The 25552-nt window shown below is 39.5% G+C and carries 25 protein-coding genes; 2 read left to right on the forward strand and 23 right to left on the reverse strand.

The annotated features are described in order from the left end of the window. Nucleotides 1-10: 10 nt before the first annotated feature. The 8 genes from NSQ54_16105 to NSQ54_16140 all read right to left on the reverse strand — a co-directional run bounded on the left by NSQ54_16105 (nucleotide 11) and on the right by NSQ54_16140 (nucleotide 6223). The gene (locus NSQ54_16105; GenBank protein WYP25828.1) at nucleotides 11-502 is read right to left on the reverse strand and encodes a flagellar protein FlgN; all 492 of its coding nucleotides are present in this window, start codon (nucleotides 500-502) and stop codon (nucleotides 11-13) included. Between the two features lie 12 nt (nucleotides 503-514). Beyond that, a complete protein-coding gene (gene flgM / locus NSQ54_16110; protein WYP25829.1) occupies nucleotides 515-784 on the reverse strand; it encodes a flagellar biosynthesis anti-sigma factor FlgM in 270 nt (89 codons plus the stop codon). Nucleotides 785-816: 32 nt separating this feature from the next. Further along, nucleotides 817-1233, reverse strand: a complete 417-nt coding sequence (locus NSQ54_16115) for a TIGR03826 family flagellar region protein (protein WYP25830.1) — start codon at nucleotides 1231-1233, stop codon at nucleotides 817-819. A 14-nt stretch (nucleotides 1234-1247) separates the two neighbouring features. Further along, nucleotides 1248-1958, reverse strand: coding sequence for a phosphoribosyltransferase family protein (locus tag NSQ54_16120; GenBank protein WYP25831.1), 711 nt, complete (start codon nucleotides 1956-1958; stop codon nucleotides 1248-1250). Further along, on the reverse strand, nucleotides 1955-2965 hold the full coding sequence (locus NSQ54_16125) for a DEAD/DEAH box helicase (protein ID WYP25832.1): 1011 nt from the start codon (nucleotides 2963-2965) through the stop codon (nucleotides 1955-1957). The genes NSQ54_16120 and NSQ54_16125 overlap by 4 nt, the downstream gene beginning before the upstream one ends. Before the next feature lie 380 nt (nucleotides 2966-3345). Continuing rightward, entirely contained in the window at nucleotides 3346-4197 is an 852-nt protein-coding gene (locus tag NSQ54_16130; protein ID WYP25833.1) for a DegV family protein, read from the reverse strand. Between the two features lie 127 nt (nucleotides 4198-4324). Further along, the gene (locus NSQ54_16135) at nucleotides 4325-5032 is read right to left on the reverse strand and encodes a response regulator transcription factor (protein WYP25834.1); all 708 of its coding nucleotides are present in this window, start codon (nucleotides 5030-5032) and stop codon (nucleotides 4325-4327) included. A 66-nt stretch (nucleotides 5033-5098) separates the two neighbouring features. Further along, complete coding sequence (locus tag NSQ54_16140) at nucleotides 5099-6223, reverse strand: ATP-binding protein (protein ID WYP28578.1); 1125 nt, start codon at nucleotides 6221-6223, stop codon at nucleotides 5099-5101. A gap of 255 nt (nucleotides 6224-6478) precedes the next feature. Between NSQ54_16140 and NSQ54_16145 the strand changes: the two genes are divergently transcribed. After that, on the forward strand, nucleotides 6479-7120 hold the full coding sequence (locus NSQ54_16145; protein ID WYP28579.1) for a YigZ family protein: 642 nt from the start codon (nucleotides 6479-6481) through the stop codon (nucleotides 7118-7120). Here the strand turns inward: NSQ54_16145 and pcp are convergent. From pcp to NSQ54_16210, 13 genes are all read right to left on the reverse strand, one after another. Continuing rightward, on the reverse strand, nucleotides 7113-7712 hold the full coding sequence (gene pcp, locus NSQ54_16150) for a pyroglutamyl-peptidase I (GenBank protein WYP25835.1): 600 nt from the start codon (nucleotides 7710-7712) through the stop codon (nucleotides 7113-7115). The genes NSQ54_16145 and pcp overlap by 8 nt on opposite strands. 158 nt (nucleotides 7713-7870) lie before the next feature. Further along, nucleotides 7871-8782, reverse strand: a complete 912-nt coding sequence (gene opp4C, locus NSQ54_16155; GenBank protein ID WYP25836.1) for an oligopeptide ABC transporter permease — start codon at nucleotides 8780-8782, stop codon at nucleotides 7871-7873. An 11-nt stretch (nucleotides 8783-8793) separates the two neighbouring features. Further along, nucleotides 8794-9759 (reverse strand): ABC transporter permease, encoded by a 966-nt coding sequence (locus NSQ54_16160; protein WYP25837.1) that lies wholly within the window; start codon nucleotides 9757-9759, stop codon nucleotides 8794-8796. Between the two features lie 66 nt (nucleotides 9760-9825). Next, complete coding sequence (locus NSQ54_16165; GenBank protein WYP25838.1) at nucleotides 9826-11613, reverse strand: peptide-binding protein; 1788 nt, start codon at nucleotides 11611-11613, stop codon at nucleotides 9826-9828. A gap of 91 nt (nucleotides 11614-11704) precedes the next feature. Further along, nucleotides 11705-12712: a dipeptide ABC transporter ATP-binding protein gene (locus tag NSQ54_16170; GenBank protein WYP25839.1), complete on the reverse strand. Its 1008-nt coding sequence runs from the start codon at nucleotides 12710-12712 to the stop codon at nucleotides 11705-11707. Further along, nucleotides 12709-13698 carry an ABC transporter ATP-binding protein gene (locus NSQ54_16175; protein ID WYP25840.1) on the reverse strand — a complete coding sequence of 330 codons (990 nt, stop codon included), beginning with the start codon at nucleotides 13696-13698 and terminating at the stop codon, nucleotides 12709-12711. Before NSQ54_16175 ends, NSQ54_16170 begins: the two co-directional genes overlap by 4 nt. A 30-nt stretch (nucleotides 13699-13728) precedes the next feature. After that, nucleotides 13729-14181, reverse strand: a complete 453-nt coding sequence (locus tag NSQ54_16180) for an Lrp/AsnC family transcriptional regulator (GenBank protein ID WYP25841.1) — start codon at nucleotides 14179-14181, stop codon at nucleotides 13729-13731. 314 nt (nucleotides 14182-14495) lie between these two features. After that, nucleotides 14496-16295: an oligopeptide ABC transporter substrate-binding protein gene (gene opp4A / locus NSQ54_16185; protein WYP25842.1), complete on the reverse strand. Its 1800-nt coding sequence runs from the start codon at nucleotides 16293-16295 to the stop codon at nucleotides 14496-14498. Nucleotides 16296-16311: 16 nt separating this feature from the next. Further along, nucleotides 16312-17214, reverse strand: a complete 903-nt coding sequence (locus tag NSQ54_16190; GenBank protein WYP25843.1) for an ABC transporter permease — start codon at nucleotides 17212-17214, stop codon at nucleotides 16312-16314. A gap of 11 nt (nucleotides 17215-17225) precedes the next feature. Next, nucleotides 17226-18188, reverse strand: a complete 963-nt coding sequence (opp4B, locus tag NSQ54_16195) for an oligopeptide ABC transporter permease (protein WYP25844.1) — start codon at nucleotides 18186-18188, stop codon at nucleotides 17226-17228. 1 nt (nucleotide 18189) lies between these two features. Then, nucleotides 18190-19128 carry an ATP-binding cassette domain-containing protein gene (locus NSQ54_16200; GenBank protein ID WYP25845.1) on the reverse strand — a complete coding sequence of 313 codons (939 nt, stop codon included), beginning with the start codon at nucleotides 19126-19128 and terminating at the stop codon, nucleotides 18190-18192. After that, nucleotides 19115-20137 (reverse strand): ABC transporter ATP-binding protein, encoded by a 1023-nt coding sequence (locus tag NSQ54_16205; GenBank protein WYP25846.1) that lies wholly within the window; start codon nucleotides 20135-20137, stop codon nucleotides 19115-19117. Before NSQ54_16205 ends, NSQ54_16200 begins: the two co-directional genes overlap by 14 nt. A gap of 54 nt (nucleotides 20138-20191) precedes the next feature. Next, on the reverse strand, nucleotides 20192-20641 hold the full coding sequence (locus NSQ54_16210; protein WYP25847.1) for an Lrp/AsnC family transcriptional regulator: 450 nt from the start codon (nucleotides 20639-20641) through the stop codon (nucleotides 20192-20194). A gap of 594 nt (nucleotides 20642-21235) precedes the next feature. Between NSQ54_16210 and NSQ54_16215 the strand changes: the two genes are divergently transcribed. Next, on the forward strand, nucleotides 21236-23941 hold the full coding sequence (locus NSQ54_16215) for an SH3 domain-containing protein (GenBank protein WYP25848.1): 2706 nt from the start codon (nucleotides 21236-21238) through the stop codon (nucleotides 23939-23941). A gap of 103 nt (nucleotides 23942-24044) precedes the next feature. Here the strand turns inward: NSQ54_16215 and NSQ54_16220 are convergent, their stop codons facing one another. Continuing rightward, nucleotides 24045-24281 (reverse strand): hypothetical protein, encoded by a 237-nt coding sequence (locus tag NSQ54_16220; protein ID WYP25849.1) that lies wholly within the window; start codon nucleotides 24279-24281, stop codon nucleotides 24045-24047. Nucleotides 24282-24362: 81 nt separating this feature from the next. Further along, nucleotides 24363-25445, reverse strand: a complete 1083-nt coding sequence (locus NSQ54_16225; protein ID WYP25850.1) for an MraY family glycosyltransferase — start codon at nucleotides 25443-25445, stop codon at nucleotides 24363-24365. Between the last annotated feature and the right edge of the window lie 107 nt (nucleotides 25446-25552).

Genomic DNA, 25552 nt, shown 5'->3' on the forward strand with positions numbered 1-25552 from the left:
CCTCCTGATCTTATGCTTTTGAATCAAATAAAGAGTAGGTTGAACTTTTTTCAAGTTCTTGATGCTTTGCATTATATTGAAAATCCTCTGCAGACGGCGTTAATAAGTCTAATGATAAATGAACGTATTGCAAAGCATCCCCGATAAGCTGTTGATTTTGTTCGTTAACCATTTTCACAGCTGAAAGAACGTCAGCTAATTCATTTGTTAATTCCGTTAACTGTGCTTTTTCATCCCCATTCACATACTTAAGTACGAATGAGAGCGTATCTTTTACTGGTGATACTTGTAATGAATGGAGAAACGCTTTAACCGCTTTTACACGAATCGCCTCACACAGATGAATACTACGCACAATGTTTGATTCATCTTTTACTGCGGCTTGAAGGGTTTTTATATCCTGCTTCACTAAACTTTCTTTTTTCTTTTCAGCAACGAGAATTAATTGATTATGAAGGTCGATTAACTCTTGAATGCGACTCATCAGTTCTTGTATCAACATTACTAGCCACCTTTATTGCTTCCAGTAGTCATGAAAACGTTCCGCTACTTTTTTTGCATCTACTTTGTACTCACCAGACTCAATTTGTTTCTTTAGAGCCTCTACTCGTTCCGCACGTTTCGCTTCTTCCTGCTTACTTACTTGAAGATCCAACGCTTCAGATGAAATTTGAATTTGATCATTCTTTTGGGATTTAGAAGGCATTGAATCATCTTGTCCATTAACTTTTGACTGACGCGTGGCGGATGTTGACTGAATGGATGAATAAGGATTAATTTTCATCGTCAATCCTCCCTTATGTTGAATTGGTATATTTACAGAAACTGGTTTAATCTACTTTGCTGTGCTTGATGATCCGAGTTCTTTTCTTCTTGGTCCTTTTTACTCAATGAAGCAATTTCACCTTCTAATTCTTGTTTGCAGGATCTACATAGTCGATTCATTTGAATTAATGTCCCACACGATTCACAAGGATATCCTAAGTTAGGAAACGATGTAACAATCAAACGTCCCTCTCGTATAAATTGGCGAACTTTCTTCTCAGCTACTCCTGTATGTTCACAGACCTCCACTAACGTTGCCATACGATTTTGCTTTTTTCTCATATATGAAGATACACTTTTATAATCCTCTTCCTGTTTTCGATAACAGGGGGTACAAATGGGTCTTAGATTTTGAACAAATAACGATCCACATTCCGAACAATTCGCTAAGTTATTCACGAAATACACTCCCTACTTACATGTTACCTTGCTACGGTTAAAGATGCGACCGTTTCGACACCTGCTTCTTTTAATGTTTTGGCAGCCTGCCGCACCGTTGTGCCTGTAGTATAAATATCGTCTATTAGGACAACTTTTTTTAATAGGTCTTTTTCAGCGATTTCTTTTACATAAAAAGGACTATGCGAAACAAGAGCAATTCGCTCATTTCTTGTCTTCTTACTTTGCTTGTCACGTTCTGATCGCGATAGCGTAAGCGTTGGACAACGCCAATTCTGAATCATAAGATCCACCTGATTAAAGGTCCGATCCTCTAAGCTCTTTTGACTTAATGGAATAGTAGCTACAGCGTAATTAGCATACTTACTTTTATAGACTTTGTATAGTAGATTTCCGAAGTAGGAAGCGGCAACCGCATCTCCTTTAAACTTAAATTGTGCAAACCATTCTTTTAAAAAGGCATTGTATTCTAGAATGGAATAGTTTTCTTCAAGTAGACCTTTAGTCTCGGTCCCTTTTATCCATCTGATGCAATCAAAGCAAGTACAATCCTTTTGTAATCGTACGCTCAGTCCATCTAATGAACGTGAGCATACCTGGCACCGTTCTCCATTAATCCACCTCAATTCGTTGGAACATTCATAACACAATGGATTGGGGTGCTTCTTCATAACTAACAATGACCAACTTGGTTTGTCAAAATAAGAAGATAAACACTTTAAACATCTATTCAATCGCCAGCCTCCTTAGCATTCATTTGCTTAATATGACGGACTGCGCTTCGCATAGCCTGTGTTTTTCCATAATGGAAAAACACAACATCCCCTGTTGGAAAGTCCTTATGCCTCCCAACTCTCCCGGCCATCTGTACAAGTGCAGCTTCTGTAAATAAATCCGCTTCTGCACCGATCACCGCAATGTCAACCTTTGGAATCGTGATCCCTCGTTCTAAAATTGTTGTAGTAAGGACAATTGGAATTTTGGCTTGTCGGAACGCCTCTACCTGTTTGTGGCGATCAGATGATGCCGAATGTACGGCTGCATGTGAGAGGTTGTGTGTTTGTAGGATAGAGGATACTTGGTGGAGGACTCGTATAGAGGGAACAAAAACGAGTGCCGGAGCATTTCTCCGGTGATGGTCAAGAATCCAACGAAAGATCTGAGAGGGTAACCTTTTTTTCAATACTTTCTTGTGCCATGCTCCACACCATACAAGTCGGGGAACAGGAAGATCATACCCATGATAGCGTCTAGCAATACGTGTTACTTGGAGATTTGGAGTCTCTCTTAATGCTTTAGAGGGGGTGGCACTTAGTAGAATGATCGCTGCGTCCTTTTTCTGCGCTTGTTTTACGCCGTATTGCAAGCTTTCATCATAGGTATATGGAAACGCATCCACCTCGTCTACAATGACCACATCAAACGCCTGGTAGAACCTAAGAACCTGATGAGTGGTGGCAATAATTAATGGCGCTGTAGGATTCACCTTTGTTTGTCCTCCGTATATCGCTGATTGTGCCACCTCTGGAAAGACGTGTTGAAAACGTGGGGCTAACTCTTTTACAACATCTGTGCGGGGCGTCGCAATTAGAACTCGTTTTCCTTCTAATAACGCGGTTTCCACTCCTCGAAAGAGCACTTCGGTTTTGCCTGATCCACAAACTGCCCATACTAATAATGAAGATTGATGTTGAATTGCTTGAATAACTTGATCAGATGCATGTTGTTGTCCTTTGGACAAGGTTCCTTGCCAGGTAAGTGGTTTATTTGGAATGACATAAGTAGGAGGAGAAGCGTTCCAACTATATAAAGAAGTTGTTGAGGAGATTCTTCCTAATGCGAGACAGTGTCTGCAATAGCAAATGGTTGAAGTAAATAAGGGAGATTGGTAGTAACCAAACAGCGAAGCAGTATGGTTGCCACAACGCTTGCATTGCGTGCGCGAGCCTTGTACCAAAATGCCCTGCGAACGTTTGAGGTAACCTGATTGCACGTGTGCTTCGAGAACATCTTCATGAAAGGGGATTTCTTTTTCAGTTAGCCTTCGCCCGGCTAAGTGCCGGCGCAAAGGCTCCCAAGGTACTACGACCTCATGATTTGTAGGGCAAAGGCTTCACACTCCTAGTTTTCGTTTCGCCAACCAATCCCAAGACTACCTTCGCCAAGATGCGTTCCAATAACAGGTCCAAAAAAGCTAATGTTAATCGTAGCTTCAGGGTGTACTTCACGTAACGTATCGCGAATGTCTTCAGCTTTATCTGAACGATTCGCATGAATGACGGTGATTTCTGAAATTCCTTTTTGATCTGCAGATTCTTTTAACAGCTCAAAGATTCGAGAGAGCGCTTTTTTCTCCGTTCGTACTTTTTCAAATGGAACAATTTCTGCATTCTCGAAATGGAGGATCGGTTTAATCTTCAACATATTACCGAGGATCCGTTGAGCTCCACTTAATCGGCCACCTCTATGAAGATGGTTTAGATCATCTACCATGAAATACGCTGATACTTTTTGTTTTAGTTGATCTAAGTGAACGATGATTTCATTAGCAGACTTTCCCTCATTCGCTAGCTTTGCAGCTTCTATCACAAAGTACCCTTGAGGAGAACAACTAATTTCCGTGTCAAACCCAACAACCTGAATCCCGTCTACCATATCTGCAGCACTTAATGCCGTTTGATAGGTTCCACTTATTTTTGAAGATAAATGGATCGTAACAATATCTTCATACCCTTCTGCCTTTAGTTGTTCAAATAACTCAACAAACCGGCCAATTGCAGGCTGTGACGTTGTTGGCAGGGCATCTGTCGCCGCCATTTCTTGATAAAATTGATCTGTACCTAAATCAACAAGCTCCTGATAGGCTTCATTTCCAATCACCACATTTAACGGAATAATATGAATGTCATATTCGTTCACATGTTCTTTTGTGATGTACGCTGTACTATCTGTAACGATCGCTGTTTTTTTCATATGGTTCCTCGCTTTTATTGTGACAATCCTAATCTTATCCTAATGTACCTTGATTTTTCACCTGTTTCAAGACTATCGACAAGAAAAGAGAGAATTCAATGATGCTTGAATTCTCTCTCTACTCCCCTTATCGAACAACAACGTACCCTTTTTTAATCGCTTCTACTACAGCTTGTGTACGGTCATTCACGCTCATCTTTTGTAAGATGTTACTAACGTGGTTTTTGACTGTTTTCTCACTAATATATAATGTCTCACCAATGGCACGGTTACTTTGACCATCTGTCATTAACTGAAGCACTTCACACTCACGACGAGTTAAAATGTGTAAAGGCTTGCGGTATTCAACTTCTCTAAAACCAATGGATTCCTCATGCTCTTCGTCTTCTTTTGCAAGTCTACGATATTCTTTAATGAGGTTATGAGTAACCTTAGGGTGAATATATGCTCCTCCAGAAGCAACGACCTTCACTGCCTCAATTAACGCTTCAGCATCCATTTCTTTTAATAGATATCCGGATGCTCCTGTTTTTAAGACATGAGTGACATACGTTTCATCGTCATGAATGGAAAGGATTAAGACTTTCACATGAGGAAAGGCTTTTACTAAGTCTCTTGTTGCCTCTACACCATTCAGCTTTGGCATATTAATATCCATTAGAATGACATCCGGGCTATGCTGTCTGACTAAAGATACAGCTTCCTCTCCGTCTTCTCCGTCTGCTACAACTTCAAAATTGTTTTCTAGTGCAAGAATACGTTTTACACCTTCTCTAAATAGCTGGTGATCGTCGATAATAACGATTCGTATGTTTTTTTGTTCTGCTTCATTCATTGGTATCACCTCTCTGGAAACCCTCTTTGTAATCGAATCATCTCTTATTTTTGCAATATATGTTGTTTAATTGATTGGAATATGAATAAAAACAGTCGTACCCATCTTTAATTTGGAATGAATCTTAAGTTCACCTTTTAGCATATTCACACGTTCTTTCATTCCAAGTAATCCAAACGATCCTTCTTTTTGCTGATCAGGATCAAATCCAGTTCCATCATCCCGAACAACGATGATCACCATTGTTGGTTTGATTTCAATCTTCACTTGAATTTCTTTAGGACTTGCATGCTTGTAGGCATTTTGAACAGCTTCTTGAACAAGACGGAACATTGCTACTTCAAAGTGCTGAGATAAACGATGTTCCTTCCCGAAATGACGAAAGGTAACAGGAATGTTATGTCGCTCTTCAAATGTAGTAAGGTATTTTGACAAGGTAGGCACTAACCCTAAATCATCAAGTGCCATGGGACGTAAATCATAGATAATCCGTCTAACCTCAGCCAGTGATGCCTTCACCATTTTTCGAAGGTCACGAATCTCAAATAATGCTGCGTCCATACCATCTTCTAAGAAAACTCGTTCCACAAGTTCCGATCGCAAGAGAACATTTGCCATCGTCTGTGCTGGTCCATCATGAATCTCACGAGAAAGTCTTCTTCTCTCTTCCTCCTGAGCTTCTATTATCTGCAAGCCGAAAGCTTGTTTTTCTCTTGCATCCTTAAGCGCTTCCCCAACCTGTTGCAGATCACTTGTTAAAAAGTTATAAACAACCGTCATCTGCACAGCTAGTTGTTCAGCATGCTCAATGGTTTCATTGAGACTAATTAATCTTCGCTCGATATCATCTCTTTTCTCTCTTAACTGCGTTTCTTCTTGATGAAGTACGGCTAATTTCACTTGATACTCATTTGCTTGTTCATAAACAGCTTGAACTTCTTCACTACTATATCGGTTAAATGCTCGACTAACTTCAGCTAATCGATTTCTGGCAAATTTAGAATGCATTTCAGTTTTATCATGCTTCTCTATAATGTCAGCTACTTTTATCCGTACATCTTTTAATTGACTTTGTAATGTCTCATACTCTTGTCTAGACGTCTCACCTATGTTAAAAATCTTTTCACGGCTTGTCCCTACCGAGTCTAATGTATGAGTAATAATGTCATCTAGCATATTTTTATTTGCAATCAGTAGTCTCACTCACCTTTAGCGCTTTAAAGGAAAATCTAGGACCTAGTACCTGACCCATTTCCTTGCGCCCGTCTACATTATTAGCTATCCTTATCATACAACACTAAAGTATAAGTTGTTCTCTTAATTTTTACCAAAAATCGATTATATTAGTCTTTATCTAGTCGATTTAACAGTGTTATCGTAACAGACCATTATTACATGCTGATTTCGGCTATTTGTAAAACTATGAAAAAATGAAAGAGGAGAAGACTGATGCACCCTACTTATCTGACCACACATGATAATAGGTCTCATGAAATCATCATCCAGAAGTCCCGTTTCATCTCACACTTTAAGCATACGCCATCTGAAGCAGAGGCTCAGGATTTTATTTTAGAGATAAAAAAACAACATGCTAGCGCGAATCACAATTGTTCTGCGTACGTAATTGGAGAAAATAACGACCTACAAAAAGCAAACGATGATGGAGAACCTTCGGGTACAGCTGGCGTTCCTATGCTAGAAGTCTTAAAAAAACGAAATGTACGGAATACAACCGTTGTGGTGACCCGTTACTTTGGCGGGATCAAGCTAGGTGCTGGTGGATTAATTCGTGCATATAGTCGATCTGTCAGTGACGGATTAGATGCCGTTGGTATGATTCAACGTCTACTCGTCCACGAAATATCCATTTCATTTGATTATGGTTGGTTGGGAAAGATGGAGAATGAGCTTAGAAACTCATCCTTCCAAATTAAATCCTTTGACTATGCAGATAATGTTCAAGTAACCCTCTATGTTGAGCCATCTGATCTACCTTCTTTTAAAGAGTGGATCATTAACTTAACAAATGCCCAGGCCAAAATAACCGAAGGAACGATGACGTATTTGGACCTGAACTATTCTACGTAAGCTGCTGAATCATAATTCTCACAGCTGTTTCCATTTCTTTCATTGAAAGACTAGGACTTTTTGTTTTGAGTCGCATATCATGGGAATAAGGAATATGCACAAAACCTGCTGGAGAATGTAAGCCGCGTTCTTTTAATGAATGCAACATACTATACATCACTTTATTACAAAGGTACGTTCCGGCAGTGTTTGAAATACTTGCTGGAATGTCTTGCTCACGCAAAGCTTGTACAAAGGTATGAATAGGCAATGTGGAAAAATAACCGGCTGGACCCGATGGTATGATCTCTTCATCTTCTAATTTAACGCCTTTGTTATCAACAGCTCCTCCTTGTACATTAATAGCAATGCGCTCAGGCGTGATACTTGAGCGACCAGCTGCTAGACCTAGCATAATGATTGCATCTGGTGAAAGCTCACTTTCTGTTTCAAGCAGAACTTTAGCCGATTCATCAAATGCGACCGGTAAAATTTTGCTCTTCACATGGTACTTTCCGATTTGCTCGCCATCTAAGGCACGGGCTATAAAATCGGTTGGGTTAGATGGATGATCTAAAAATGGTTCAAAACCTGTTAACAATAAAGTTTTCATAAGCTGAACAATCCTTTCTATCTCTCTGTATGTATGTTTATGTAAGATTGTGAGTATCACCATTCTACGACTCTTTTTAGCTAAAAAGCAAGATATTTTCAGAAACGAAGGATCACGTAAAAACCGCGAGGCAGTAGCACTCGCGGTTTTTAACGTCTTTATGATTTACTGTCAAATGCATCTCGTAATCCATCACCAATAAAGTTAATGGCGAGAACGACTAAAAGGATACTCAATCCTGGTGGTAGCCATGTTTCAGGGTTATTTCGTAAAACCCTAATACTTTGAGCTTCTGAAAGCATATTTCCCCACGTTGGTGTGGGTTGCGGAATTCCTGCTCCTATGAAACTTAAACCAGATTCAATGATGATCATAATTGCCATCATAATCGTCGCATTAACAATAATGGGTCCGACTGCATTTGGAATAAAATGCTTGCGAATAATTCGGAAATCGGAACAACCAATACTTCTAGCACTCATAATGAAATCCTTCTCTCTGATTGAAAGAAAGGTTCCCCTGAGAACTCGAGCAATGTTTGGCCAGTTCGTTAAGGCCATAACTAGAATAAAAATCGTTATACTCATCCGTTCTAAAATTGAAACAACAGTTAACACCATGAGTAGAAACGGAAAGATTAGAATCAAATCTGTTAGGCGCATAATGATTCCATCGATCCATTTACCATAATACCCTGCAATTGCCCCGAGTGTTCCACCTACAATAACCGTAGATAACATCGAGAAGAATCCGATTAATAAGGAAATCCTTGCTCCGTATACGAGCCTGGAAAAGTTATCTCGTCCCGATCCATCTGTACCTAAAATATGTTCAGCGCTCGCTCGCTGTTCAACATTTAATAAGTCTGCTCGAGTTGGATCATGGGTTGCAATGAGGTCTGCAAAAACGGCTACGCACACCATTACGATCATGATAATCACTCCGGCAATGGCAAGCTTGTTCTTCAAAAAGCGCTTTAAGGCTAGCTGAAAGGGACTTAAACTTTTCCCTTCATCAGGTAACTTTTGTTCAACAATAATATCCGGTTGTCTTGATAGTTCAGGCTCCATGAAGATTCACCTCAATCATAACGAATTCGTGGATCAGCCACTGCATATAACACATCAGCAAGCAGGTTCCCAATCAAAGTAGTCATAGCAAGAATTAGATTAATCCCCATAATCACCGGATAATCACGGTTTTGGATGGAGCCTACAAACAATGTACCTAACCCCGGATAGTTAAAAACGGTTTCAACTAGAACGGCCCCACTTAATAATGTACCAAACTCTAAGCCGAGTAATGTAATGATCGGAATAAGGGCATTACGTAGCGTATGTTTATACAAAACAGAACGATTTCCTAAGCCTTTTGCTCGTGCTGTACGAATGAAGTCACTTCCACGAAGCTCTAGCATTTCTGTTCTCATATAGCGCATGTAAATCGCAGTACTCGCCAGTCCCAAAGTAAAGCCTGGTAGAATCATATGTTTTAACTTGCTCGCAATGTAATCTAACCCTTCTAGATTCGGCGCTGAGATCGAACCTTGAGAGGGAAGCCAACCTAAGCCAAATGAAAAAATATAGATTCCAAGTAAGGCTGCAAAGAAATTGGGAATAGCTAGACCAATAAAAGCAAACGTCGTTGCAGAATAGTCTGCGATCGAATATGGTTTCCTACTGGAATAGATTCCAATCGGAATAGAAATGATAATGGTAATAAATAATGAAAAGATAGATAGGTTAAGCGTATTTTCGAGTCTGCCTCCAATTAAATCAGAAACGGATCTTCCGGTATGGTGCATAGACATCCCTAAGTCACCTGTTACCGCACGTTTAGCCCAATTAAAATATTGAATATGTAGGGGGTCATTTAAGCCGAGCGCTTCTCTCCGCTCCTCAAGGACTTCACGAGGAATGTTCGGATCTAAATTTTCACCACTTAATGCATCACCCGGTGCCAGATACGCCATAAAAAACACAACGATACTTGCTAAGATGACCATTGGAATAAATTGAAGCACTCTTCGAATGATATACTTCGTCAATGTTGTTCACCTCTTTTATAATGAGAAGACGTATGGATGAATGCCATACGCCTCTCTGTTGGTGTACTACTCAGTCCACTGCCATAAGTGAGTGTCATCTTTAAACGTAAATGGTTTAATCGTAATTCCATCTAGCTTGCTGTTCCAAGCATGAATTTCATTTTCAGAGTAAACTGGAAGAACTGGTAGTTCGTCTACAAAGTTCTGCGCCCACTCAACGTATTTCTCTTGACGATACTCTTGTTCAAAGGCAAACTCTGGATTAACTGCGTCATCTAGCAACTGATCAGATGCTTCGTTGTCCCATCTTGGGTAGTTGTATGGCGCTGTTGATTTGTAAAGTGAAGCCGGATCCGGGTCACCAGAGCTTAGCGACCAACCAGCTAAGTACAAATCAACTTCAGTGTTATTCATTTCAACTAGCTCAAAGTGAGCCGGTGCCTCACGTGGTGTTTTAAGATCCACTTTTAGGCCAACTTCTTCAAGGTCCTGTTGAATGATTGGAGCCATTTTTTCACGTGTTTCGTTTCCAACTGGGTAATCAAGGTTTAGAACAAGCTCGTTCCCGTCTGGATCTTCACGGAAGCCATCACCGTTTGTATCAACGTACCCTGCTGCTTCTAAAACTTCTTTAGCTTTCTCAGGGCTGTACTCGTACCCTTCGATCGCGTCAGGATTATACGCCCACGAAGCTTCTGGGAACGGTGCATCTAGAACACTTCCACGGCCTCCAAGTAGTCCGTTTCCTTTTTCTGGATCTCCTACAATTCCTTGACGGTTAAAGGCGTAAGCAATCGCTTGTCTTAACTCTTTATTATCAAGCTTTTCGTTTACTTCCCATGTAGATTTGTCAGTAAGTGATTCATCGGGACCATGGTGTAACTTGAAGCCCATGTACTGGTAGCCCAACTGCGCTTGTTCAAAGATTTCTACACCATCAATCTCTTCGATTGTTGCTGCATCTTGTGGTGCTAGATCACGTGGGATGTAATCTAATTCACCATTTTCAAGCATTCCAGCTGCAACCGATTGACCTACAATCTTCCACGTAATCGTGTCTAGATGAGGTGCACCAGCATAGTAATCTTCGTTCGCTTCAAGAATATATTGTTCACCTTCCATATATTCTTTTAATTTAAAGGCACCTGTTCCAATAACAGCTCCACCATCGCGAGATTCAGCTACTTCTGGAATTTCAGCAACAGGAATATCGGCAAACACGTGCTCAGGAATAATGGCAAGAGACGTATCAGCTAATGCTTTTACACTAGCTTCCTTGAATTTGAAAGTGACGGTATAGTCGTCAACCTTTTCAATGCCTTCAAACTCATCAGCTTCACCTGAACTGTACTCTTCGTATCCAACTAAACTATCAACATACTCAACACGTACACCACCAGCTGTGATGTAATCAGGATCTGCTAGACTCGTAAATGTGAAAACAACGTCATCAGCAGTAAAGTCTTCGCCGTCATGCCACTTAACATCCTGACGTAGGTTGTATGTTAGCTCAGTATTGTCGTCACTGAACTCCCAGTCTTCAGCAAGCTTAGGTATAAATCCGAACTCGTTGTCCTGGCTCACAAGTCCTTCGTGGGTAATGTCTAAGATATGTGCATCATATAAAGCCGTATAAAAAATAGGGTTAAATAAATTCTCAGGAGGTGAGAACATAGCAAGATTTACGTTACCGCCTTCAACAGGGCCACCTTGTTCTGTACTATCTCCCCCACCATCAGACGTGCCTCCTCCTGTATCGGAAGGACTATCTACTGTATCACCAGAGCAGGCTCCAAGAATAAGCCCTAAAGAAAGTGCACCACTTATGACGTACCAAGAATGTTTGTTTTTCATCAAATCCCCCTCACTTTTTCGTTACAATATTTTGCGCATACATCGTACGAAACCCTTTAAACCCTCACCTCCTTAAAGCATAACTACCTTGTTAATTAGCCTTCGCTTCTTGGTTGTCAGATGAATACAAATGGCAGGCTGTAAGTTGTCCATTTCCTTGATCAGTGAGTATCGGTCTTTCTTCTCTGCACCGATCGTGAACACGTGGGCAGCGAGTATGGAAGGCACATCCTTTAGGTGGATTAGCCGGACTAGGTAGCTCACCTGCAAGTGCCACTTTTTCCCGTTTTATAGTGACGTCAGTAGATGGTACTGCTGCAATCAAAGCCTGTGTATACGGATGAAGTGGTTGTTTGTAAAGGGTATGCTTATCAGCAATTTCAACGATTCTACCCAAATACATGACAGCTACCCGATCGCTAATATGCTTTACTACGCTTAAATCATGCGCGATGAACATATACGTTAAGTTAAACTCCTTTTGCAGGTCTTGCATTAAATTCAACACCTGTGATTGAACCGATACGTCTAAAGCTGAAACAGGTTCATCACCAATGATAAATTCAGGATTTGTGCTTAGGGCTCTTGCAATGCCAATCCGTTGTCGTTGACCACCAGAGAACTCATGAGGATATTTAGAATACGCTTCTCGAGGCAGACCAACTTTTTCTAATAGCTCTAAGGCTTTCTCTTTTCTACCTTGTTTGCTAGAGATCGTTTTATGTACAAGCAATGGCTCTTCTAAAAGCTCTCCAATACTCATCCGAGGATTCAGAGATGCATAAGGATCTTGAAACACCATTTGCATGTCTCTACGCAACTTCCGAGCTTCCGAATTTTTAATAGTGCTAAAATTCTGTTCATTAAAGATAATTTCGCCCTCAGTAGGATCAATTAGCTTTAGCACCATTCGACCAAGTGTAGACTTGCCGGATCCAGACTCTCCAACGATCCCTAGTGTTTCTCCTTTGTAGATGGTAAAGCTCACATCATCAACGGCTTTTACATCACCTACTTTACGTTGTAAGATACCTTTATTAATAGGGAAGTACTTCTTTAACCCCTTTACCTCTACTAAGGGTTGTTTATCTACTGTCATACTCCCACCGCCTCTTCTTTATAAAGAACACAACGCACTGACCGATGTGGCTCCAAGTCTAGAAGTGGAGGCATGCTTGCTGTACATTCGTCAGTTGCGTGCGGGCACCTCGGAGCAAAACGACATCCTTCTGGAAATCTGTGAGCTGCCGGTACGGTTCCGGGTATCGCATCTAACCGCTCTTTTTGTTCATCATCAATCTTTGGCATACTATTTAAAAGTCCTACCGTGTAAGGATGCTTCGGATTTGTGAAGAGTTCATAGGCTGTTGCTTGTTCAACGACCTGTCCCGCATACATGACCAGCACTCGATCAGCCATTTCTGCAACCACACCTAAGTCATGAGTGATTAACAAGATAGACGATTGAAATTCTTCTTTTACTTTAATCATGAGATCGAGTATTTGCTGTTGAATCGTTACATCTAATGCTGTTGTAGGTTCATCTGCAATGAGAAGCTTTGGGTTACACGCCATGGCTATCGCAATCATGACCCTTTGTCTCATCCCACCTGACAATTGATGTGGAAATTCTTTTAGCATTTCCTCTGCTCGGCCAAAACCAACTAGTTTTAAAAGACGGATGGTTTCTTCCTTAGCTGCTTTCTTGGATATCTTTTTGTGCTTAATTAAGGTCTCAGCAATTTGATTACCTATTGTAAATACCGGATTAAGAGAGGTCATCGGCTCTTGGAAAATCATCGACATTTCATTTCCTCTTATTTGATCAAGCTTCCGATCAGACAACCCAATTAACTCTTCGCCTTCTAGCTTTACAGAACCCTCAATCTTAGCCGGCGGTGAAAATAACAAACCCATGATGGTTAAGGACGTAACACTTTTCCCGCTTCCCGACTCTCCAACAACTGCTAGTGTTTCACCTTTGTTCACATGAAAGCTAATATCATCAACAGCCTTCACCAATCTTGTTTTATTCGGTTCAAAATAGGTTTTTAAATGACTGACTTGAAGAAGTGGCTCTGACATCCTGTCCCCCCTCACATCACATATATTCTACTAATCTGTAATATATGAAAACGAATCCTTATATTGTTTTAATTCAATACTTAAATCGGATGTAATAATTCCACTGATTGATGCTAACTTTTTATTCACAAACTGAATGAGCTCTTCTTTATTCCTAAAATAAGCCTGAACGATGAGATCATACTGTCCAGAGAAAGCTGCTGTAAAACGTACTTCTGGTAGGTTACTTAATTCTTCTGCTACCTGGTCCTGTTGACCAAGCTGAGTCTTTACCCAAATAATGACTTGAACCTCTAGCCCTACACTAGCTGGATCCATATGAATCATAAATTGAAAGTACTTTTTTTCCAACATCTTTTTAACACGCATACGAACTGTTCCTTCACTTACTTGTAAACTGGACGCAATGCGTGTGAAAGCAGATTTTCCGTTTGTTTGTAAGTGCATTAAGATGGCTCGATCCACCGCATCAATCTTTTCCATAAACCCTCCTTTCAGTTAAACCCTTACTCTTTTTAACAAATTCTTGAATTGTTTTTTAAATTATAATAGATTTTCACACAGTACGCAATATTCTTTTTATTTAAATAGTATTTCTTTAGTAAATTTTCTGACAAAATAAATTTTATCTCTTCTTTTTCGTATAATTATAAGTTTTTAGTTACGATTAATTCATCTTGGTTAGTTAGTAATGCGAATTAAATATAAGCAGGCATTCTTAGATATTTTAACAAGATACTAATTCAGTCCATAAAAAATAAGAAAACTATCTTAAAAGATAGTTTTCTTAGACGTAATTATTCAGTTACATAGATATCACTTAAGTTGACTCCAGTTCCATCACCGATCGCGTAATTATTAACACGCTCGTTAACAGCTGTTAAATTAGCTCTGTATAGAGTAGGAATGGCTGGAACTTGTTCAACCATTGCTTCTTGCCATTGATTGTAGATATCAACACGATTTGAAACATCAAATGCTTCTTCCGATAAACCTTGTTTAATTAAATCAGTTGTTTCATCACTAGTCCAACGAGTATAGTTAAACGCTGAATTTTTACCCCAAATTCCATCAGGATCAACGTCGATTCCCACACCCCATGCTGCAGAATACATATCAATATCAGGATCATCAGCTTCTACACGGTCATAGAATGAGTTGAATTCTTGTAAGCGCCCGTCAACAAGGTTTACATTTAGACCGATTTGTTCCCAAGCATCCATATAATAATTCATTAATGGTTCATTGACTGGGTCTCCACTCATTGCTGCAAGATTAATGGACAACTCTTCACCATCTGGAGTCTCTCTAAAACCATCATCATTTGTATCTACATATCCAGCATCATCTAAAAGCTGCTTAGATAATTCAGGATCAAACGGGAAACCTTCATTCGTTTCATCATGGAATTCAGGGTGAGAAGGCGGGATTAATGTTGTTGCTTCCCATCTTAAGCCATAATAGAACTTATCTCCAACTTGGTTATTATCAATCGCATGGGCCATTGCTTTACGTAAGTTTACATCAGCCATTTTGGCATCAGGATCTAAAACATTTTCGCCAGCTTCAGCGTCCCATTTACCTAGTTTGAAACCGATATAGCTATATGCCCGATCTGTTGTACCTAAGAATTCAACGCCTTCCATTTCAGCGTTATCAGGGTAAGAAGAAACCGGAAAGTCTTCTACGATATCAATTTCGCCAGATTCTAAAGATTGTACAATGACATTTGGATTAATAACTCTCAAAGTCACTTGATCTAAATGCGGTGCACCTCTCCAGTAATCTTCATTTTTCGTATAAACTACAGACTCACCTGGAACAATACTATCTACTTTATATGGACCAAATCCAATTGGATTTTGACGAACTTCTGGAGATTCTGCAATAGAGCCTACTTCCATGTCACCAAAAATGTGTTTTGCTAATGGATAGTTCCAAAGGCCTCCTGTAATTAAAGAAGGTGTTGCGTTAATAAATGTAACTTCTAGTGTTTTCTCATCAATCACATTGATACCAGAAATAGAATCAGATTCTCCATCATGGTATTCATTCATACCTTCAACATTAGCGATTGAATCATCATAACGAATACCAGTGTAGTCAGGGTGTCCAATCGTTTCATAAGCAAAAGCCCAATCTTCTGCTGTTACAGGCTCACCATCATGCCAATTTACATTATCACGAATTGTTAGTGTGAATGTTTTATTATCATCTGACACTTCATATGATGCGGCGCCGTCATTTGTATAGACATAGTTTTCATCCCAATCCAGTAATGGATCATCAAACCATTTAAGAACTTCAGCATCAGGGTTACCTTGATAGAAGTTCCAGTTAAGAATACCTTCAAAAGCTGTATCAGTTGCTAAACCATACGTGATCGATCCGCCTTCAACTGGACTGTCTCCGGATTTGATGTTCTCAAAATCATCAATTGAGTAAACATCTCCATTGTCTGTTTCCTCTGCTGAACTCTCGTCGTCACCAGTTGCTTCAGAATTGCTATCCTCGGAATCATTACTGCAAGCAGTAAGTGCTAGAGCCATAGCAAAAGACGGTACTAGGATTCTTTTAGACCAAGTAAATCTTGACATGTTGTTTCCTCCCTTTTTATCCTCTTCTTTGTTTTGAGTCCGTCGCACGTTTTAACGCTTGACCAACATTATTTATACACAGCATCAGTACAAGAATTAATAAAGATGCAGGTAACCAAATCCACCATCTGTTCTCCAATGTTTGGGGATCGGTCGCATAACTAACTAATGTACCCAAACTTGGTGTAGACTCTGGAAAACCAAAGCCTAAGAAAGATAAACCTGACTCGAGCCCAATATTAGCAGCTAACTGCAGAGTCATTGTTACAATAATAATAGAACTTAGATTCGGAAGTACTTGCGTGAACATAATCTTTAAATGAGAAGATCCTAATGTTCTAGAAGCGTGTACGTAATCAAGCTCCTTCTCTTGTAAACACTTGGAGCGAATCAATCTCGCAATCGGCATCCATAAGAAAGCCGTGAATATTGCCGAGAATGAAACCACACCATACGTTGGAACAATAGCAACAAATACAATAACAATCATTAAGAATGGGAGAACCATAAAGAAATCTACAATCCTCATAAAAATATTATCAATTATTCCTCCGAAATAACCTGCAATTAACCCAACAAGAATGCCGATCGTTCCAGAAGCTAATGTAACTAATAAACCTATGGAAATGGAGTTTTTCGCCCCTATGATTAGTTGTCCAAAAACATCTCGTCCACCTTTATCAGTTCCGAGTAACCAATCAGATGAAGGTGGTTTATTAATAGAAAATAAGTCTACTTTAACGACTTGAGCTTGATCTAAAAAGAAAGTGACGCTATAAACGGTTCCTGCTAAAAGGATGACAAGCAGTAATGAGATTAAGGCTACTTTATCTTTTACAATCTCTTTCCATATGACTCGTAATCCTGAAGGACTTTTCTCCTTTTTTTTACTTTCTGTTGCTTCTATTGCAGTTGACAAGATCTTCACCTCTATTTAATCCGAATACGCGGATCTACTATACTGAGTATAATATCTGATAACAATGTACCGATTATAGATGCAACTCCAAATAATAATACTAGAGCTGTTACAACACTATAGTCTCTTAAATTAATGGATTGAAAGAACAACTGTCCCATACCAGGATAGCTATAAATGTTTTCAATAAAGATTGTTCCACCAATTAATCCAGTTATTTCGTAACCAAAAAACGCCGCAATCGGAAGAACAGAATTTCTTAAGATATGTCTGTTATAGACTCTAGACTCTGAAGCTCCTTTTGACCTTACAGTTAATATAAAATCTTTTTGCTTCGTATCAATGATTTCACTTCTTAGATACTGCACAGTCGAAACCGTTGTTAAAACAGCAATAGATAGAGACGGTAAGAATAGATGATTGAATTTATCAATTACGTAGCTAAAGGTACCTGGCGTTGCCCCTGGCGATACACTTCCGCCTGTCGGAAACCAACCTAATTGGAAACCAAACAAGTAAAGGACAAGTAACCCAACAATAAATGTTGGTGCTGCAAACCCTACGTAGGTGTAACCACTGATTAGGCGATCCGCAATTGAATCATTAAATCGACCACTTGTAATGCCTAATGGTATAGCCATTAGATAAGTGAAAATTAAGGAAAGTAAAGAAAGCCAAACGGTATTCCAAAGTTTTTGATCAATTAAATCAGTCACTGGAATCTTATGTCTGAAGGATTGACCAAAATCTCCTTGTATCGCATTGGTAGCCCATCTAGCATACTGCTGATACCAAGGATCATTTAAACCTGCATTTTCCCTCAATTCTGCAATTGTATTAGGGTCAACACTAGGATCAATTAAACCAGTAAACGGATCTCCTGGCATTGCCTTCGCCATAAGAAAGATTAATAAGCTTAATACTATAATTTGCGGGATCATTATTAGAATTCGTCTTACTATAAACTTCCACATATCATTCACCTTTCTCAGGCATTGCCACTAGATGTGTATTAGTAAGAGGTCTTAGATCATACACTTCACCTTCAGGATTAAAGTAATCCTTTAAGGAATCGTTATACTGATCTCTTACTTCAAATCGTAACTTCGCTCTCATATCTCTATTCTCAGGGTTAATATCTGGAATGGCTGCAATTAATCGTTTCGTGTAAATGTGCTGAGGGTTATTAAAGATATCTTCGCTAGTACCTTCTTCTACTAATCTACCTTTATACATAATCCCAATTTTATCGCAGATGTGCTTAATAATTCCTAAGTCATGACTGATAAACAGATAAGTTAGATCTAGTTTACTTTGGATTTCCTGTAAAAAATTTAGAACCTGCGCTTGAACTGAAACATCCAATGCCGATACAGGCTCATCCGCTATAATAAGCTTAGGATTTAATGCAATTGCTCTCGCAATTCCAATTCTTTGTCTCTGGCCACCAGAGAATTGATGAGGGTATTTATATATACTCTCAGGGTTAAGCCCGACTTGTTCTAAAAGGTCCAGAACTCTTTTCTTTTCTTCAACTTTAGAAAGCTTTTCAAAATTTCTAATCGGTTCAGCTATAAGATCGATAATACGTTTTTTTTGATTAAGCGAAGAATAAGGATCTTGAAAGATCATCTGCACATCACGACGCAGATCGAACGTACTTTGCTTTAAGCCTTTCGTAATATCTTGTCCCTCAAACTCAATAGAACCAGATGTGATTGAATTGAGGCCTATAACTGAGCGACCTGTTGTTGTTTTTCCTGATCCTGATTCACCCACCAAGCCATATGTTTGTCCCTTCTCAAGCTTGATACTCACACCATCAACAGCTTTAACATGACCGACTGTTCTTCTGAATAGTCCGCCTTTAATAGGGTAATGAATTTTCAGATCATTCACTTCAAGAATTCCCATGTGCTAACTCCTCCTCCTTAACAACAGTTGGAAATTCAAAGTGTTTATAGCAGCTACAACGCACAAAGTGGCCGTCAGAAACTTCATGTAATTCAGGATTTTCTTCATGCTCTTCGTCTTTTACCCACGGGATTCTAGGCGCAAAACGGCATCCAACTCTAGGCATTTTTTGAAGAGAAGGTACCATCCCCTGAATCACATGTAATTTTGTTTTTACTTCATTTGCGTTCGGTAAAGAATTAAGTAAAGATCGTGTATACGGATGCTTCGGATTATTAAATAGTTCGATAACCGGAGCTATTTCTACTACCTGTCCAGCATACATAACGGCGACTCGATCAGCCATTTCAGCAACCACACCTAAATCGTGAGTAATTAAAATGACACCCGAATTCATTTCATTCTTTAATGTCTTAATAAGATCTAGAATTTGAGACTGTATTGTTACATCCAAAGCAGTTGTCGGTTCATCAGCGATAAGAAACTCAGGATTACATGCAATTGCAATAGCAATAACCACTCTTTGTCTCATTCCTCCAGATAATTCATGAGGAAACTGGTTAAATACATATTCTGGTCGAGGGATACCCACTTGATTTAATAATTCAATGACTTTTTTCTTTCTTTCATTTTTCCCAAGTTTAGTATGCAATAAGAGCATCTCAGAAATCTGATCTCCTACTTGCATAAGCGGATTCAAAGCATTTAATGGATCTTGAAAGATCATCCCAATTTCTTTACCACGAAGTTTATTTAACCTTTTATCAGGAATATTAGCAATATTCTCGCCCTTATAATTTATCTCGCCCTGGATATTGGTATTCAGTTTGTTATGAAGACCCATAATCGAAAAGGCCAATGCACTCTTACCAGAACCAGACTCTCCAACAATTCCTAAAATCTCGTTCTTGTTTACACTAAGCGATACATCATCCACCGCCGCATAGTATTCATCGTTGATACGGAAAGAGGTTGATAGATTCTTAATGTTTAATAATCCGTTATCCAAGTAATCCACCCCGATATTTGTAAATGTGGTTATTTTCAAATAATTTAGCTTCTATTAAGCCATATAAGAGAACGTATCTTTATATTTCTTTAATTCAATACTTACATCTGCTGAAACAATTCCGTCTAGCTTGGCAAGTTCCTTATTCACAAAATGAACAAGGTCTTCGTTACTTTTAAAGTACGCTTGTAGAATTAAGTCATGCCTTCCTGAGAACGCAGCAACAAATCGAACTTCAGGATACTGGTTCAAATGTTTTGCTACAGCTTCCTGCTGTCCAAGCTTCGTTGTAATACCTATAATCGCTTGCACTTGCAAACCTATCGCATCGGGCTCGATATGAATAATAAATTCAAATACCTTGTCCTGAAGCATGCGACTAATCCTAGTACGGATTGTCCCTTCACTCACTTCAATTTGCTTAGCGATTTCTGTATACGGCCTTTTACCGTTTTCTTGCAGTAATTTAAGGATGGCAAAGTCCACGTCATCCAATTTCACCATACGACCACTCACTTTGCACTAATATATTTAGTAGCTTAATACTTTAAAAACTACGTTTAATAGATTTATACGAGAATTTTTTGCAAATTTCGTAATTGGTATTTTTTTATTATAAAAGGTTCGTACAAGGAATGCAATATTCAATCTTTTTAAAATAGTATTTTTTATTGGAAGATTTTCTAACTAGTTATATGAAATCCTAGAAAATCGTACTGCTTTCAAGCATTTTTTGATTATCTTTTCGAATCTGGAGGATTAATTTACATTATGCTACGAATTCACAACATAGAATCTCTACGCAACAAAACACGATATTATACGAGAATAACAATTGCGGTTTTTTGAATTTATTTTACTTGTAACAACGTTTGTTATCGTAAATATCCGTGTTTCTTCATTATAATGTGAAAAATAAATAGTTCATTAAAAATCATAGTAAATTTACTGGGGTATTAGAAACTAGTTAAAAAGAACTATTTTCTAAGATTCGACGATTTTCGAAGGGATATCTCTTAACTTTTTTTCTATAAATACCGATAATAGTCGTAGGGGACTAGTTATATAGGTTCCCTAATTACTATAATTTATGAAGAGGTGAGATTCATTAACATTCGTCATGTTGTCACAGGCACTTCACCCATTGTTTTAGCTTTTATGATGTCTTCAGTACCATTTCAATCTGCCTTAGCTAATTCAACGTATAAAGTCACTCAATACGATCTTGACTTTAACAATGTCGTCGAAAAACAAGTGAAGGCAAACGCCCAAACGGATAAAAACTATGATGTGTTTATTCATTCTGATGGCGTAAACCTCGATGCTGGTGGTAAGTCTGGAACATCTAAGGGAGCTTGGAATGTACGTGGTGGGGCTAATTCACAGTCATGGAAAGTTGGTCAAACAAGTAATGGCCAGAAACTAACGATTCTGGGTAGTAAGAAAGCAAATGATGGATCAACTTGGTATCAAATCAAGTATGATCGCACATGGAAGAATGCGAGTCCAGAGGACGTGGCTCATTATCTTAACCCAAACAACGTAAAACCAGGCACAAGTAACTTTTATCAGTTCTTAAACCTTAGCGAAACGGCAAACTTAAGTGCACAGTCTATTAATAACCAGCTATTAAATGGAAAGGGTTCTTTATCTGGTCAAGGACAAGCCTTTATCGATGCTGCAAAAGCGAACGGAGTAAACGAGATTTATCTTGTTTCTCACGCATTACTTGAAACCGGAAACGGAACTTCTCCACTCGCAAAAGGGATTAGTCACAACGGAAAAACGGTTTATAATATGTACGGAATTGGAGCATATGATGGCAATGCTGAAAAAGCTGGCGCAGCGTATGCCTATAATCAAGGTTGGTTCTCAAAAGAATCTGCTATTATCGGTGGGGCTAAATTTGTTGGTAACAACTACATATCTAAGGGACAGAACACACTTTATAAAATGCGTTGGAACCCTGATGCACCTGCCACACATCAATATGCAACAGACATAGGATGGGCAGAAAAGCAAACGTCCCGAATGGCTAGCATGTACAACTTGGTTGATGATTACACCCTTCATTACGATATCCCTCAATACAAAAATCAACCAGGAACATCCCCTGATTATACGAAGATTGATGACGACCAAAAGAAAGACGGAACCCCTGGTACAACAACTGCAAATTTAAATGTTCGTTCTGAGCCAAGTACAAGCGGTAACCGATTAACGTTACTTCAAAGCGGCACAAAACTAACGATTATTAGCAAAAAAGATGGTTGGTATCAAATCCATGCAAACGGGATCGACGGCTGGGTTTCTGCTGAGTTTGTAAAAGTAAATGCTGAACAACCCGCAAATACACCAAAACCAGGTAACGATCAAGCGGATCCGGTTAAACAACCTGTGATTGGTTCTGGTACAACAACTGCTCGTCTAAATCTTCGTTCTTCAAACAAGATTGAAGCGACTAATATCATCACCACACTCAATCAGAATCAAAAGGTTGATGTCTTAGAGAAAAGTGGTAGCTGGCTAAAAATAAATGCATCTGGTAAAACAGGCTGGGTTTCTGCTCAATATGTAAAAACATCTGAGACTGGCACAGCTAAACCGTCTACACCTAATCAAGAGGCAAAACCTGGAGATAAAGTCATTTCAACTGGAACAACGACTGCTCGCTTAAATCTTCGTTCATCTAATAAAATTGACTCAAAGAATATTGTGACAACACTTAACAATAATCAAAAGGTCGATATTTTAGAGAAAAGCGGTAGCTGGTTAAAAGTGAACGCGGCTGGCAAAACGGGTTGGGTTTCTGCTCAATACGTGAAAACAACTGATACCGGATCAACTAAACCATCTACACCTAATCAAGAGGTGAAACCTGGAGATAAGGTCATTTCAACTGGAACGACGACTGCTCGTTTAAACCTTCGCTCATCTAATAAAATTGACGCAAAGAATATTGTGACAACACTTAATAATAATCAAAAGGTCGATATTTTAGAGAAAAGCGGTAGCTGGTTAAAAGTGAACGCAGCTGGCAAAACAGGGTGGGTTTCTGCTCAGTATGTAAAGACGAGTTCTGCTGCTCCTGCACCTAGTAAGCCTGCTTCTCCTTCGGTGGAAAAAGCTACCGGTACCGGGACAACGACTGCTCGCTTAAACCTTCGCTCTTCTGCTAAGGTAGCGCCTAATAATCTAGTTACAACACTTAATAACAATCAAAAGGTTGATATTTTAGAAAAAAGCGGTAGCTGGTTAAAAGTGAACGCGGCTGGTAAAACAGGTTGGGTTTCTGCTCAGTATGTGAAGACGAGTTCTGCGGCATCTGCACCTAGTAAGCCTGCTTCTCCTTCGGTGGAAAAAGCTACCGGTACCGGAACAACCACTGCTCGTTTGAACCTTCGCTCTTCTGCTAAGGTAGCGCCTAATAATCTAGTTACAACACTTAACAACAATCAGAAGGTTGATATTTTAGAAAAGAGCGGTAGCTGGCTAAAAGTAAATGCAGCTGGTAAAACAGGCTGGGTTTCTGCTCAGTATGTGAAGACGAGTTCTGCTGCTCCTGCACCATCTGCACCAAAACAAGAGACAAAACAAGAAACAAAAGCATCAACTAGTAAGACAGGTACAACAACAGATCGCTTAAACCTTCGTTCTTCTGCCAAGGTCGCTTCAGACAATTTTATTGTTACATTGGCTAAAGATACAAAAGTAGAAATTCTCGAAAAGAAAGGCGATTGGTATCAAGTAAAGGCTGCTGATAAAAAAGGTTGGGTTTCAGCTGAATTTATCAAAGAAAACTAATCCAACATTAAACCCATGCATCTGATGAGATGCGTGGGTTTTTGATTGATGCTCTTTGTTGATTTTGTTCTCTCTTCGTTGATTTCGCTCTCTCTTTGTTGATTCAGACTTCTCTTCGTCGATTTCGCTCTCTCTTTGTTGATTTCGCACTCTCTTCGTCGATTTCGCTCTCTCTTTGTTGATTCCGCCCTCTCTTTGTTGATTTCGCACTCTCTTCGTCGATTTCCTCTTCTCTTCGTCGATTTCGCTCTCTCTTTGTTGATTCCGCTCTCTCTTTGTTGATTTCCACTTCTCTTCGTCGATTCCGACCTCTCTTCGTCGATACTGCCTCCTCCTTCATCGATTCCCACCTTTCCTTCGTCGATTCCGCTCACCTACAAAACAAAAAAAGCCAGGGCGCACGGCACCCTAACCTTTCTCCTCACTCATACTTCTTAACAAGCTGCATTTTTCCCAATGCTTTTCGCAGTGGTTTTCGTTGCTTTCCAATGAGGCCAATTCCTTCAGCAAACATCAAGATTCCGAACAGGATGACGACAAGGAATACGAGAGAAACCCAGTTTGCTGTTTGAGAGAACAGCACCGCCACTCCGCCAAACAAAAACGAAATCCCATAAATAATGAATACGGTTTTCCGATGTCCAAATCCCATGGCAAGCAGACAATGATGAAGATGGCCTTTATCTGGTGTTCCAATGCTTTGATGATTTAGCGTGCGTCGAATGACTGCAAAGGTTGTATCAATTAGTGGCACAGCCAAGATAAGCAAAGGAACGATTAAGCTAAACATAGTGACACTTTTAAATAATCCCATCATCGAGATAACTGCCATTGCATATCCTAAAAACATGGATCCTGTATCTCCCATAAAAATCTTGGCTGGGTAGGAATTATAGAATAAAAATCCAGTTGTACTTCCGAGTATCGATAATGAAAGCACAATGACACTTGCATAAGCAATTGGGTGTCCGAGGGCCATGACTAACATCGTTAATACAGCAATCGTGGTTACACCGGCTGCTAGGCCATCTAAGCCATCAATCAAGTTTACAGAATTAATAATCGCTAAAATCCATAAAACAGTGACAAGAAAACTCAAGAAACCGAACTCTATATTTCCGACAAACGGAATTTCAATATACTCAATTCTAATACCAGAAGACGCTGCACAAATGGCTGCCAGTGTTTGTCCACCAAATTTGGTTTTAGCTCCTATTGCAAACTTGTCGTCTACAAGGCCTACTATTGCAAGAATGAAAGCTCCACCGACTAAAAATAACATGTCATCCTGCGCCTCACCAAGCTGCGGCCAGAGGACCGTCACACCTGCAGCCACTCCTATCATCATCGCAATTCCGCCGATTCTTGGCATATTTCCTTTATGTACTTTCCTATGATCCGGTTTATCAACAAATCCCCATTTTTTAGCGAGTATAATGACGACCGGAACGGTTGCGATTGTTACAAGAAATGCTACGATCAACCCCAGCATATACATCTGCATTCTGATTCACCTCTACCCAATTTTCGAAGCATATTTGATCTTTCATTTGCGATGCCACTCTATACCCAAACAATAGCAAAGCAAATGGGCATTGTGCGCAGATTTAC

The sequence above is a fragment of the Alkalihalobacillus sp. FSL W8-0930 genome (assembly GCA_037965595.1).
Classification (GTDB): Bacteria; Bacillota; Bacilli; order Bacillales; family Bacillaceae_D; genus Alkalicoccobacillus.